This window comes from Hoylesella shahii (genome assembly GCF_937990675.1).
GTDB classification, from domain to species: Bacteria; Bacteroidota; Bacteroidia; order Bacteroidales; family Bacteroidaceae; genus Prevotella; species Prevotella shahii.
In genome coordinates this window covers 47,453-61,996 of the sequence record NZ_CALKQY010000024.1, presented here as the reverse complement: position 1 = coordinate 61,996, position 14,544 = coordinate 47,453, and the positions used below count along the sequence as shown (strand labels likewise).

Below are 14,544 nucleotides of genomic sequence, written 5' to 3'. Positions count from 1 at the left end.
GGTAGCGCGCACATTTTCGTTTATTGCGCCGGTCCATCCCATGCAAACGGGCATCGCACAGCATGCCACGCACTACACAAATGCCATATAAAAAACCCTTTATGCAATGAAAGAGAAAATAAAGACAATACTAGAAGATGCACTACCCTTGGTGGATTTGGATTCGCAATTCTTAATGGCTGAACTTGATTCGCTAGACGTCACAACAATAATGATGCTTCTATCGGATAAATTCAATATCCATATAGATGCCACCGACGCCACCCCCGCCAACTTCAAGACTCTTGACACACTCGCCGAGATGGTTAAACGCAAGATGGCCGACAATGCTTAGTATAGAGGCACGCATTGAAAAACATGCGCAACACACACCCAACAAACTGGCTGTGGTATCCGCCCACGGTGCCACCACCTATCAGCAACTGTTGCAACAAGCCACCACTCAGGCCCAACAATACCAGGGCATGCAGCAACAAGGCGTTGTGCTTACAGCTACTTCAGATGTGAAGTTTCTCGTAAGCTACTTTGCTGTGCACATGGCTGGTGCCGTAGCCGTGCTCTTGCCTGCCACCGCCACCCCGCAACAGGTGCACCAGATGCAAAATGCCTTACAACAGTTCACCTTCCCCGAGGGTTCGGCCGACGTATTGTTTACCACAGGCACCACAGGCACACCCAAGGGGGCTGTGATTAGCACGCAAGCCATAGCAGCCACTGCCGAAAACATCATCCACGCGCAGGCTTATCGCCCTGATATCACCTTCATTATTCCCGGTCAACTCAATCATTTGGGCTGTCTCTCCAAGGTGTTTGCCACGCTGGCAATGGGCGCCACTTGCCATCTAATGCCCAAACTAGACCTCAACGAGCTGTTTGCTGTCTCTGCCCAATGTAAGGATATGGCTGCAGCAGCCTTTCTCGTACCCTCGTGCATACGTATGCTTACCCATTTTGGCGGTAAGCAAATGGAGGGACTGGCCAACAAAATGGCTTTTATAGAGACAGGCGGCGACGCCCTAGATGCAGCCACTATGGCCGACATCCACGCACTTTTGCCCAACACACGGTTATTCAACACCTATGCGTCTACCGAGACGGGGGTTGTTTCTACCTTCGAGTTCACCCATGAGCATGTGGCTGGATGCGTGGGAAAGGCACTTCCTCACACCCATTTCGACATCACCCCCGAGGGCCATATACGTTGTTGGGGGCTTTCGTTGATGAGCGGATACTTGCGCATGGGTGAGCAAACCACCTTCGAGCCCTTAGCCGATGGCCGTTTCACCACCTGCGATTGGGGCGAGATAGACGAACAAGGGGCTTTGCACTTTAAATGCCGCAATAGCGACATCATCAACACTGGTGGCTTTAAAGTTAGTCCGCAAGAGGTGGAATCGGTTGCAAACAGTTTTCCAGAGGTTAAGGCTTGCGTTTGCATTGCTGTGCCCCACCCCATTTTAGGGCAGGCACTAAAGTTGCTCGTGGTACCCAACAACCACATGCCCATAGTGCCCAAAAATTTGGCACGCCAACTAAAAGCACATTTAGAAACCCATCAAGTGCCACTCTTCTACGAGCAAGTGGAAGATTTAGCACTTACCCCCAATGGCAAAATCAATCGCAAATGGTACGCCAATAAATAGCGGTCTTTACTAAGAGGCCATGTTATCGCGCTGATTTATTTGCCCTTATCTACTGCAACACATTGTGGCTTCGCACCATATTGAATTTGCCATTGGCCCATAATGGGGTCGATGGCTTTTTCTTGCTTATTGGTAAGGCCACCAACAAATTGTTAACTCGGTAAATATATTTTACAAAACACACTTCTTTAGCCAACCATTCTAGCTCAAAAGCACCGCCAAAACATAGATAAAATACAGCAAAATGGGAGAAAATGCGAAATGCTTCGCCACCCTTTCGACCCTTGTTTTGGTTATTTACTATGCTTTTACGTTTCTATTTCAAGAAAAATCGCGCCAAATTTACAGCGAGAAACACAAGAAAACGCAAACCCATTCTTTGCCTTTGAAAAGCTATTTGCTGCAAAACGCATTGCTATATGCACCAAAATGCAACGCTATATGCACCAAAACGCAGTGCTATCTCTTGCTAAACGCAACGCTATTTGCTGCATTTTACCCAATAACAAGTGGAAAACCGCCCTAAAATGCACAAAAATTGGGGAAAAGCACCATTTCTGGTGTAATTGTCCAATGAAGAACGATAAGCTTACAAGCATCCTTCCACTTCAATCACCCTACAGTTAACATTCTGATTTACAAACAATTATAAATACGCCATCTATTCTCACCCTCATAAACACCTATCAATCAAATCATTACAAACTTAAAAAATACGCGAGAATTTAAGGCCCATGCCTAGATTTTTTTCGCCGAGCGCACTCACAATGTTAAAATTTGGTGCGAATATTTTACATTCATCACAATATTCGGCCAAGTTATGCGCCAGAATAAATGTTGCTATCAGCTCGTGGATGTATTGCCCTTAACACGAGATTAGCCTTGCCCAGTTAGCCCACTCGGCAGAGCGAGCGATTCTTTGTGCTGCATTGGTTGCATACTATTTTTCGAGAATATGCCCAAGCCATTGCCAGTGCGTATTGAAAAAGCAGGCTACTGAAACTTTTCTATGCTAGCCCTCGCCCCCTTCTTTGGGCGCTTTCTTACCCCAAACGGGTGTAGGCATTGTGCAAATTATAAGCAAGTTGGTAAAACAAAATAACCCCATTACAAGTAAGTGCAACAACGTTATCACTTACTTGTAATGGGGTTACTCGCCTTACAGTGTGCCGCGAAGGGCTATCAATCAGGTTTCTGTATGTTTACTTCGCCTTAACCGCTATTCTCCATTGCTACCACACTTATAGTCAAGCCAAAGCACACACGGCAAATAAAAGCCCAAAGGGCAGTAAACAAGTGAGCATAAGGCATAACACGCCTATTTTATCACCTTATAAAGGCGTTTGGCCTCAGCTCTCGACTTAAAGTTAAAGTGCCACCACTCTGTGCGAAGGGGTTTAAAGCCAGCATAGCGCATCACCTGTCGCAGCAATTGGCGATTTTGTTGAGCCTTACGACTGATAATACCCTTAGTCACCAGTTGCGCTTCGTTGTCGATATGAGCCGCCGTTCCTAAGTGGTCTATTTTTGTACCCATGGGTAGACTGTCGCCTTTGGCATCGCATAAAGTGATGTCGACGGCCAAACCATAGTTGTGCAAGCCACCACCATGAGCAGGATTGCTCACATAGATGTTCATCGATGTATGCTTCACCTTATCCCACATCTTCTGTTGTATGTGCATAGGGCGCGCAGCATCGTATATTTTAAGGCTTAGTTCGGGTCGCAACTGCTTCAGTCGTTGTTGTGCCTTTACAAGCGCAGCAGCCGCATCGGCATGCAAATAAGCCTGGCGCAGGTCGGTATAGAGCACCGAACCCACAAAGTTGTCGGCTCGGGCATACATCAACGACACTTGCAAAGTGGGGTCTAGCTCGCGCACATTTACATAACCAGCTTGACTCAATGCTGTTTCTGTCTTACTGGTTTGCGCTGTTGACGGAAGAACAAAGAACGAAAAAAAAAGGAGAACCTTAAACATTTTTACTATTGAAACAAGTAATTAATAGCCTTACGAGGTAAACAAGTGATGAAGTAATAGCTAATCAAGTAACCAAGTTAATGAAGTAATAGCTAATGGGATAAAAAGGTTAAAGAGAAAAGAGTTAATGAGAGAACAAAACTTGAAGAGGTTAGCCACCCTTTCACCCTTTCACCTCTTCATCTTTTTCCCCTTTTAAATCCCAACATCACCATCTTTCGGGGTAACTCTTTAACCAAAGTAGCCCTTATCTCTCTAGGCGAGAGACGCCAAAACAAGCGATAATGGCGCAACTTACGCATGGTGGCTTCGATGTTATACCGCATGCCAGAGCGCACAGCCGTGTTGGAATGATGCTTACCAAAGTTGCCACCTATAAAAACAATATCGAGAATGGCATCCTGATACTGCGCATCGCTGGCACTAATGGTAAAAGGAAACTCGTTGCCGGGCAAGTTCAACTTATTGATGAGCACAGCCCCAATGGCACAAAAAGCCCGATAAAAGCCCATAGCACGCAGATGCTTTTCGAGCGCAACACGGTCTATTGTCTCACAATGACGATGCAAGAGAACGAGCAAATCGCAGAATTGGCGCAATCCCACCCCTAGTTCCACCAAATGATGATAGAGATGCAGAAAGGTGTAAAGCACGTTGAGCGTGGGCGGAAGCGTGGTGACAGCCACGCCCTCGATAGACACCTGCTCGATAGAAGCCTCGGCCAGCAGACGTTCCCAATAAGTTTGGATGGCGTTGCTGTTAAACTTCATCATGCAGAAATGCATCTCCAAAGGCACATCTTTATAAGAGAAGTCGCGATGTTGCATGCTCTCTTCACCCCCAAGTGTGATGCCCCAAGCCTTTTGCAGCAGCTGTTGGGCACGAGCAAAGTGGTTGGGGACACAATAAAAATCAATGTCGCCCGGCATTCGCGTTTCAGGATGAGGATAGAGTAAAGCCAGCGTTTGCCCCTTAAAGATGCGATAATCAATGCCATCGTTGGCCAAAATGGTTGCCAACTCTTTAGCCACAGCGTTAACCTTGTGGTTGAGTTGTTCAATCATCATGGTGCGCGAATAGGCCAGAAGCGCGTCGGCACGCTCCAACTTCACATTGTTGCGTATCAAGGCGCCCATCACTAAGCCCTCTACCGTTTGCTTGGCAGAAGCCTGTTGGAGCTTAACAAACTGCTCGTGACTGAGCGAAGTAAAGGGTAATGGCGTTTGCCACAACTCATTATGAAGAACAGAATACAGCATCATGCCGAGATTAAAATTGAAAAGGATGAATATTAACCATAAAAATGAAGATGCAAGCCACAAGGCCAGCAATAAAAAGCCCTAAAAGAGCAAGATGGGAGCGGCAAGACACATAGTAAACGTCGCCACAGCAGGCATCGTTGCTCGTCTTTACCGCCCCCATCTCGTTATATGGGCATCACAACCAAGCTTTTAATCAAGCTCAGAATAAACAGAGTTTTTGCTCTTAAACTCGGGCACAATCTGTTTCATCTTGCGCACGATATTCATATCATCATAGGTATGCGATATAGATACCAGTTCCATCACATCGGTGTTCACCTGTTCGTAATCGTACTCGCGCACCTTTGCGATGCGTATTTTGGGGTTGAACGAGGGCAAAGTACCCTCTTGGTCGTTGAGCACCTCTTCGTAAAGTTTCTCACCAGCACGCAACCCCGTGTATTGTATCTCGATGTTCTTAGCTCCCGAAAGGCGTATCATACGCTTAGCCAGGTCGGCAATCTTCACAGGTTTACCCATATCGAACACGAAAATCTCGCCGCCATTGCCCTTTGTACCCGCCTCGAGCACCAGTTTACAAGCCTCGGGAATGAGCATAAAGAAGCGAATGATGTTGGGGTCGGTAACGGTAACGGGGCCACCAGCCTTAATTTGTCGTTCGAACAGCGGTATAACCGAGCCATTAGAGCCCAGCACATTACCAAAACGCGTGGTAACAAACTGCGTTGTGCCATGGATTTTGCCCTCTTTCTCGGCCTTATCAAGCGCCTGCACGTAAATCTCGCAGATACGTTTAGAGCAGCCCATCACGTTAGTGGGGTTAACAGCCTTATCGGTAGACACCATCACAAACTTCTTTACGCCATATTTCAGACTAAGGTCGGCCACCACCTTTGTACCCCAAACATTATTTTGGATACTCTCGCTGGGGTTGTTTTCCATCATAGGCACGTGTTTATAAGCAGCGGCATGGAACACGTAATCAGGGCGGAAAGTCGAGAAGATGCCCTCCATGCGGTCGCGGTTAGCGATAGAAGCCACCACGGTAGAGGTTTTCACGTTGGGATAGTTGTCGGCCATCATCAGGCGGATGTCGTGTTGTGGCGTCTCAGCTTGGTCTACCAGCATCAGTTCGCCAGGTTGGAAGAGACACACCTGCCTAACCATCTCGCTACCAATACTACCAGCCGAACCAGTGATAAGAATTTTCTTACCGTGCAAGAGGTTGCCCACGCTTTGCATATCGATTTGAATTTGGTCGCGTGGCAGCAAGTCTTCTATACTAATTTCCTTCAGTGTGTTAACCACCTTAGACGAATCTTCGCCATCCCATTCTTGCACACCCTCGGTCATATAGATATTAACGCCAGCCTCGATGAGCATATCTTGTAGCTGCGTGTTGTCACGGAACACCTCGTTGCGTAAGGGCGACACCAGCACGGCATTGATACGATTTTCCTTAATTACTTTGAGCAAGTCTTTATCTACAGGATACACCTTTTTACCCATGAGATAATGATTGGTGAAAGTATCCTCGTGAGTGATAAACCCGAAAAGTCTGAACTGTTGTGGCTTTTGCGCAGCAATATTTTTAGCCAGTCCCACGCCACCTTCGCGCACACCATAGATAAGTGCACGTTTGGCCCGTTCGGTATCGAACACTGTGTCGTAGATACCCTTAATCATGATGCGGAAAGTCCACAGCAGGATAGTAGTAACCAGATAAATAGACACGATATGCCTTAAATGCAACGGCACGAGGTACTGATGCGTTTCGGGCGTGAAGATAATGAAATAATGAAGAATGGCTACAATAACAAAGCCCAACCCCATTGCATAAGCCACCCGCTTGAGGTCGATAAACGACGAATAGCGTATTACGCCAGCATAAGTGTGGAACACACGGAAACCAATCACATTAAACAGCTGATAAAACAGCAATGTGTTGATAATGGGCATGATGTTGGCGGCAGTGCGCGACAAGCGGAAGAACAGCATGCACACAAAAATACCACCAAGAATGCAAATGAGGCAGTCGATAAGGAAGATGCACCAGTAAGGCAAAGACTCTCTACGGAAATACCAGTTAACTAGTTTATTAAAAGACAACATAAAATCTAATTCTGTTTTTATACTTATGTATTATCATCACTTGCGTTGCAGGTGTAGATGAAAAAACTTCTTCATAAAAAGAAGATACGCCAAAGACAATACCACAACCACTGCGGCAAACATTATCAGGCCAGGCTTCAGTAAGTAAACAAAACAAACCAAAGCTTGCAGACACATGTAAATGGCAGAAACCAAGACATGGGGCATCTTTAATTCGTTGGCCATTATCTGATAAGCATGCTTGCGATGGGGTTGGGATAACTTCTCATGCAGTAAAATACGATGAATGAGTGTAAGCGTACCATCGACACCATAAACAGTGAGGAAAGCAAACCACGAGAAGTCGTTGGTTAACAACACCAACTTGCAAATAAAGAACAATATGACAAACGCGATGGCCACAGCCCCCACGTCGCCAGCAAAACACTTGGCTCGCGTTCTAAAGTTGAAGAAGCAGAACACAAGTACAGAAATAAGACTAAACAAAATAAAATTAGGGTCGACAAACTCAATGACATGGTGGTTAACATACAACAACGCCACCAACACCACAGTGGCATAACCTCCAGTAATGCCATTCACGCCATCCATGAAGTTGAACACATTAATAGCCCCTGCACAAACGAAAAGCATAATGGGAATAAGCCACCACAAAGAAGAAGTGATTAAGCCCAACTGCTGAAACATTAAAAGCATGGCTACAAAATGTACTAGAAGCCTAATGCGTGGCGGCAAGGAGCTAACATCGTCGTAAAAACTGATGCAAGAAATCATCAACATCCCCACGATAAACCACGGATAAGCAAAACCCGAATAAAAAAAGTAGACCAAGACAACAAAAGGGAACACTATGCCACCTCCGCGCAAGGTAACAGCCTTTGACGACCCGCGTTCAGAGGGTCGGTCTACAATATTGTACTTCGAAGCGACTTTAAAATACAGTAATTCGAAGACAAATGCAAGAACAACAATTAACAGATAAATCATCTCAATGCTTAATAAAACTCCTTATTGTTTTTTCAAGACCCGCTTTCGAGTCGATGGGCAACCGGTCAACACCCAGCGCCTTTTTTATCTTTTGGTTAGACACTACATAACTCTCGGTTAGCTTAGCAAGTCTTTGGGTGTTAAGTGGCAAGTGCAACACGTTACCCACCTTAGCCAATAAGCCTATTAACCCAGGCGAAACATTCCAAATGCGACATTTCTTACCCATCACGCCACAGATAATCTCGATTAGGGCGTTTGTAGACAGCGGATTGTCATCTGCAATATTATAAGCTCCACCAGGAATATCTCTGTTAAGTAATTCAGAAACGATGAGACAAACATTGTCAATAGAAGCAAACGAACGACTGTTGCTGAATGCGCCCAACGGCCAAGGAATGCCTTTAGCCACCAATTTATAAAGCAAGTTAAGATTGCCTTTGTTACCCTCGCCATGCATCATACATGGCCGTAGGATATACACCTGCTTGTTAGATGCAGGATGAGTTTGGATATAACGTTCAGCTTCGAGTTTGCTTTCGCCATATGGTCCTTTGGGTTTTGGCTCATCATCTTCGGTCAGTACACTAGTACCCAATTCGTCGGCAATGGCCTTCACCGTGCTAAAGAAAAGGAATTTAGAGGCCGACGAGTTTACGAAATAGTTGTAAAGATTAATTGTGAGGTCTCTGTTCACCTTGAAATAAACGTCAGCCTTAGCTTGGTTTTTGGTATCATGAGCCTTTCCTGCAAGGTGTATAATGGCATCAACTTCGGGCAAAGAGGCATTATCGAGGTCGTTCCAGGTATATATTTTTTCAACGCCAGCCATTTTGCCTGCTGTACGCGCCAAGCCGAAAATGCGATGTTTTCCAGACAACTGGGCCACAAGATTTTGACCCACAAAGCCATGCAAGCCTGTAATAAGTATGTTCATGCTATAATGTTAAATTCATATTGCGGTGCTAAGATTTTGCGTAAGTGATTTTGCACCTATATTTTTTACTCCCTAATATTTTCTTTTATGTTTGAATCAAACTAGGAATATGCATTGTGAGCAGTGCCTTAAGAAATTGAGTATCCAATAAAAGAGGCATTGCTTGAGACCTTTAGATTTGTGTTAGGCTTTGGAAGATGGAGCATACAAGCGTTTAATTTCTTCCCACACCCTAAGGTTATCAAAGTTAAGCGTAACCCATGAGCGTACTTGCTCTTTAGAGAACGAGCGTTCGCCTCTAGACATCTCCTCAATAACTTGAGCAAGCTGTTGAGGTGTTCGGTTGACAAACACACCCGTTTGGCCATCCACAATCGAGTCGCAACAGCCAGTTACGCGCGTTGTTATGACAGGCACACCCATCGACTGCGCTTCGAGCGTACCCGTGGGGAAGCCTTCTCGATAACTCATCAACACATAGACATTCATCATGGCATAGAAATATTCCATGTCTTCGTTCTGAAAATCGGTAAAAACAATCTGCGGGTCGTTCTTTATTTTGTCTTGAACTTCTTGTGGTAAGGCGTCTCGTTCTTCGAACATTCCCACCAAAAGGAGTTTAAGTTTAGGGTTATTAGCCTTAATCAACTGGAAGGCATCTACCAGTTCTATTATTCCCTTATCTCTTACGAGGCGTCCGGTGTAGCCTACAACCCAGTCGGTTTCATTAATCCCCCATTTACTTCTAAACTCGGCCATCTTTGTGGGGTCGATATTCTGTGGATTGAACTTGCCTTGCGTGTCCACCCCCGAACAAGTACCCTTACCCAACACAATTTGCTTACGTGCAGGAGCGAGTTTGTCTTTGATGCTTTCTTCCAAAACAGAAGGACTAACGCAGACAATCTTAGTTGCTAGCAGAGAAGCAAGACGGTCTACACTCATGAGAATGAACCGTTTGAGTCCTGTAGAAGTTTGGTAAACCAGCCCATGCCTGAAGTACACCCGTTTAGGAACACGCATCAACCAGGCAGCCACCATCGACAGGAGCCCGCCTTTGGGTGTATGTCCCACCACAATACCCGTTTGTGTCTCTTTGATGTAACGACAAATTTGCCTAATCGACTTAAAGTCTTGAATGGGGTTGATGCTTCGTAGGATAGGTATTTCGCGATAGCCAAAATGGTGTTGTTGTGCATAAGGAGCCAAATAAGGGCTTTCAGAGCATACAACATTTAATTCGTAGCCCAATTCTCGGAAGTATTCAAACTGCCCTCCCAAGAAATAAGGTATAACGAAATAAATATTCACCACATGTAGTATATGCTTATCGTTATGTATCATTGTCTAATAAATTGTTGTTGAAGAAATTGTGTGAGCTGCTTCGTTCTTTACCAATATTGAGTGCACATAAAAGAGAAATGCTTATTTGCTATGCATCAACTCTTGATAAACAGCTTCGTATCCGTCTACCATCTTTTCAATATCGAACATCATAGCACGTTGGTAACATTTCTCGGCCACTTCATCGTAATAGGCCTTATCATCGTGCAGTTTTTGGATGATGCCAGCTAACGCCTTAGCATCTTCATGGGGGAACAGCACGCCATAACCTTTGGTTACCTCGCGCAACCCATCAACATCGCTCGCAATAAAGGGACGACCCGACGACATACCCTCAATGTTAGAGAGGGAGAGGCCTTCCCAATGGGAAGACATCACTACCACATCAGCAGCTTTCAGCACTTGGGGAACATCCGAACGAATACCCAAAAGTTTAACGCGATGGGCAACTCCTTCTGATGCAATGACAGCTTCTAAAGCATCACGTCTTACCCCATCACCTACCAACCACAGCTGATATTGGTTAGGCAGTGAAGCAATCGCCCGAATTAGTGTGTCTTGATCTTTAGCCTCGCGAAATCCAGCCACCATAACAGTAACAAAGGTATCGGCCTGTCTCAAGTTTGGCGCCTCATCTGCAAGATAAAATCGTTGAACATCCACACCATTATTAATGGTGAGCACTTTCTGCTGGTAGTTGTTGCCAATATGTTCAAGTAGTTTTTCTTTAGCTATATCGGAAATGCAGACTATTTTATCGTAACGGCTATACATCCAGCGGTCAATACTACGATATCCCCAAATTGAACGTCTACGATTATTGGTAGAGTGTTCAGTTGTGACCAATTTGGCCTTACAATTTCCTTTGGCCATAGCAGCAAACAACTGTGGTGAAGTGTTGTGCGTATGTACGATATCGTAGTGTGCCATGAGGCGTTTAAGCCGTTTAACATGCTTAAAGTTATACACGCTATCGGTTTGAGAAAACTCTATCACGCCACAGCCTCCATCAATTAAAGCCTGCTTAAAGATAGAAGGACCGCCAGCGAAAGCCACGACATCAACTTCATGTCCTCGACTTTTAAGCTTCAAAGACAAGTCAACCACAATTTTTTCAGCCCCACCAGTTTGCAGGGAAGTAATTACTTGAAGAATGCGCATATATTGAACTCTCTATTATATTGAACTCTCTATTTTACTTTACCAAACGCAGGTCTTTTATGTGCATCAACCATCCTAAGGGGCACACACACATCCACATCCACCCGATATTGGGTGCAGGTTTGCCCTTTTTACAACACAATCTAAATCGCCAATAGTTAACAGCAGCCTTTAGCTTATCTTTAAAAGGAATATCCAACGAAAGCATTTCGGCATAACAGGTGGTGCTGGCAATGGGACTTTTCATGCGAATCTCAACAATTCTGGCTGTCAATCCGCCATCTTGATATTCCGCAATATAAATGGGCTCGTTAAAATACCTAAGCTTATATTTACGAGCTATCCTATTCCAGATTAGTACCTCAGGGCAGAATTTTTCATCGTCAATTTCAGGGAAAGGGAATTCTTTCATAACTTCTGTGCGGAACACCTCAGACAAATCCCCTAGCACATGATATTTACTTCTAATCTCAATGGAATTACAATCTAAAGTAGGTGTAGGTAAGCCAGAGCCAACAATTCGCCCATCGGGGTATGCATCCACACCAGCTACACCACCAAAGTTTTTATCATCTTTTATCTGTTGATATACTTCCACAACCATTTTAAGTGCATCAGGCGGCAACATATCGTCGCTATCGGCAATAAAGAACAACTCGCCTTGTGCTTGTTGCACCCCCTCGTTAATGGCACGATGTTTCCCGCCATTGCGCTTAAATACATATTTGATTGTTATTATCCCTTCCTCAATAAAGGTCTTAACCACCTCGCTTGTATTATCAGTTGACCCATCGTCAACAATTAACCATTCAAAATGGTGATAAGTTTGCTTCTTAATAGAAGAATACAACCTTTCTAATAAATGCGCCCGATTATAAGTGGGAGTAAAGAGAGTAATAAGCATAAGCGTAAAATTTAATTCCTGGTTATCTTCTTCCAGCTATATATTCTTAACTTATCAAGCAATATTGAAAAGAAGAAGATTACCAATAATGTGCATGCCACTGTTAAAACAAACATCATGGTGCTATGAGCGTCAAACAAGAATTTTATCCATCGCCCAAAAAATGGTCTCAAAATAAATTGGTTAGCATGGGTTAAATAAACTGCAAAGCAAGATATTGCCATCCAATTAATAAACTTGCTCTTAATATTAAGCTTAGAGAAGGCTAACACCATAAAAAGCGACTGGCATATAACTAAAGGGTTAGTGTAGGTGAATATTCTACCAAACACCATAATATTCATTCGAGCCAGGAAAAATGCAAGTGAAGCATTTAAAATAGCTATTGCAAAGAAAACTGCAATATATTGTTTACCTCTAAACTTAGATGTTTCAAAGCCATAAATCCTTAAATAACGCATTAATAAATACAACCCTATGAACGACAATGCCGAGAATCCTCCTGCAAATTCTGGTGCTCCATTAATACTTAGCCATCCATAAATAGTTTGAAATACAAAAAAGACAATTAATATATGCTTAACTAACACTTTATTAGATGCATCCTCTATAAGTTTATTAAGAAATGGTGAAAAAAGGAATAGAAGCGCATAAGACTTTACGAACCAATAATCTTCTCCATTAAGCAAACACACCACTAACAGAGACCGTAAATTCAAGTATTCGCGAGGGTTGACGAAAACGAAACAACAATATATTAAAACAGAAAAGAAAAAAACCTGAAAAAGGAAACTACCTAGACGTATGAGATTAAAGCGGATTCCATACCAACCAGACAGAAGTATAAAAACATTTACACACACCACTGATACTGATTGTGTAAGAAATCTCATAAACACAGAAAATGGTTCAGTGTTTGCCTCCTCAAATGTGGGCAACCCTAACGATAAAAAACCAGTATGTACTAGCACCACTAAAAGCATAGCTACACAGCGTAGCAGCTCCATATTTGAATCGCGTTCTTTATTTAAAGACATAGAAACAACTTTATTCTTAACGGTGAAATTTATCAATGTCATAATCTAGATCGTATTCCCACTTATCATGCACCCAGTCTCCCTTTCTAACACCATTAGTGAAAAAGGATTTATAAGGATAAAGCGTTCCTAACGGACCCCAAGAAAAAAGTAAAATTCTCAAATACAAGAAACAAGAAAAAACTACAAGTGCAAGATATTGAGAGGTTATTCGCTTTGCGTTAGGGACGATTAATGACAATGTAGAAATTAAACCTATTAAATAATACCACCCTAATCTACCACCATTTAACGATTTTATAAATATTAGCAATATTGCGCAAAATGCCAATGCCATATTTAATAATATGGTCTTGGATGGGGTATTGGGTATCTTCTCATAATTTCGCAATATAAAATAGAGAAAGAAAAATGCTTCTAAGATATACTCAACTTTAAATCCAACTTCGTTTTCTGCATATTGTTGTCCTCTACCTTCCATATCTGAAACAGAACCATATAAATCAAATAACGTAGATGGGATACCTGTTACACCAATAATAAGACAAAAAAGCATCACCCACACCACTGTTGTTTTTGAGAATTGTTTCTTTGCTAAAAAATATACTGGCAAAAGAATAATACCTGAATTGTGTATCAAAGTCGCCAAAAGTACTACAGCAAGAAACTTCAGCAATTTTCTCTTATATGCATACGTTATGGATAACCACCCAATACCCACACCTAACAATTGCCGTAGATAGGTAAAGGTGAAAAAGAAAATTAACCCCATAAACAACATTATTGCAAAAGGATAATTATCTACATACCGTATAAAAGAGATAAAGAGCAAAACATAAATGGCGATAGTCAATATCAAAATAAAAATATATCTATTTGCAGTAATATACGAGATGCCTACATTTAGCCAACTAAAGCCCCACTCAGATGCATACAACTCAAAGATATAAGCTGTTTTAACATCTCCACCTGCAAGTCTCACGTCAGCCACTTCATCAAATAGTTCTCCATATATATATCGGTCGTAGCCCCCTAGCATATCAGAAAAGCCAACAAATAATGCTAATACTCCGAACCAAAGAACAAGCAATGCGCTAGATTTCGCTTCGCCTTTCTTAATGAAAAAAGAACAAACTATTGCGAAAGCCAAAATGAGTAGATATATGTACATCTCCT

At 43.2% G+C, this 14,544-nt stretch carries 12 protein-coding genes; 2 read left to right on the top strand and 10 right to left on the bottom strand.

The features are described 5' to 3' along the window. Nucleotides 1-106: 106 nt before the first annotated feature. Nucleotides 107-334: an acyl carrier protein gene (locus tag QME03_RS03720; RefSeq protein ID WP_025816685.1), complete on the top strand. Its 228-nt coding sequence runs from the start codon at nt 107-109 to the stop codon at nt 332-334. After that, nucleotides 327-1,643, top strand: coding sequence for a class I adenylate-forming enzyme family protein (locus tag QME03_RS03715; protein WP_281723516.1), 1,317 nt, complete (start codon nt 327-329; stop codon nt 1,641-1,643). The genes QME03_RS03720 and QME03_RS03715 overlap by 8 nt, the downstream gene beginning before the upstream one ends. Before the next feature lie 1,318 nt (nt 1,644-2,961). Here the strand turns inward: QME03_RS03715 and QME03_RS03710 are convergent. The 10 genes from QME03_RS03710 to QME03_RS03665 form a co-directional block, all read right to left on the bottom strand. Next, nucleotides 2,962-3,624, bottom strand: coding sequence for a M15 family metallopeptidase (locus QME03_RS03710; RefSeq protein ID WP_281723515.1), 663 nt, complete (start codon nt 3,622-3,624; stop codon nt 2,962-2,964). Nucleotides 3,625-3,803: 179 nt separating this feature from the next. Beyond that, entirely contained in the window at nt 3,804-4,886 is a 1,083-nt protein-coding gene (locus QME03_RS03705; protein WP_281723514.1) for a nucleotidyltransferase domain-containing protein, read from the bottom strand. Between the two features lie 189 nt (nt 4,887-5,075). After that, nucleotides 5,076-6,998: a nucleoside-diphosphate sugar epimerase/dehydratase gene (locus QME03_RS03700; RefSeq protein WP_281723513.1), complete on the bottom strand. Its 1,923-nt coding sequence runs from the start codon at nt 6,996-6,998 to the stop codon at nt 5,076-5,078. A 36-nt stretch (nt 6,999-7,034) separates the two neighbouring features. Beyond that, nucleotides 7,035-7,985 (bottom strand): MraY family glycosyltransferase, encoded by a 951-nt coding sequence (locus QME03_RS03695; RefSeq protein ID WP_281723512.1) that lies wholly within the window; start codon nt 7,983-7,985, stop codon nt 7,035-7,037. 1 nt (nt 7,986) lies between these two features. Next, entirely contained in the window at nt 7,987-8,922 is a 936-nt protein-coding gene (locus QME03_RS03690; protein ID WP_273147500.1) for an NAD-dependent epimerase/dehydratase family protein, read from the bottom strand. Nucleotides 8,923-9,105: 183 nt separating this feature from the next. After that, the gene (locus QME03_RS03685) at nt 9,106-10,266 is read right to left on the bottom strand and encodes a glycosyltransferase family 4 protein (protein ID WP_281723511.1); all 1,161 of its coding nucleotides are present in this window, start codon (nt 10,264-10,266) and stop codon (nt 9,106-9,108) included. An 81-nt stretch (nt 10,267-10,347) separates the two neighbouring features. After that, nucleotides 10,348-11,427: a glycosyltransferase gene (locus tag QME03_RS03680; protein WP_281723510.1), complete on the bottom strand. Its 1,080-nt coding sequence runs from the start codon at nt 11,425-11,427 to the stop codon at nt 10,348-10,350. Between the two features lie 34 nt (nt 11,428-11,461). After that, on the bottom strand, nt 11,462-12,331 hold the full coding sequence (locus tag QME03_RS03675) for a glycosyltransferase family 2 protein (RefSeq protein WP_281723509.1): 870 nt from the start codon (nt 12,329-12,331) through the stop codon (nt 11,462-11,464). Nucleotides 12,332-12,342: 11 nt separating this feature from the next. Further along, complete coding sequence (locus QME03_RS03670) at nt 12,343-13,368, bottom strand: acyltransferase family protein (protein WP_281723508.1); 1,026 nt, start codon at nt 13,366-13,368, stop codon at nt 12,343-12,345. A 16-nt stretch (nt 13,369-13,384) separates the two neighbouring features. Continuing rightward, nucleotides 13,385-14,539, bottom strand: a complete 1,155-nt coding sequence (locus tag QME03_RS03665; RefSeq protein WP_281723507.1) for an EpsG family protein — start codon at nt 14,537-14,539, stop codon at nt 13,385-13,387. Nucleotides 14,540-14,544 lie beyond the last annotated feature (5 nt).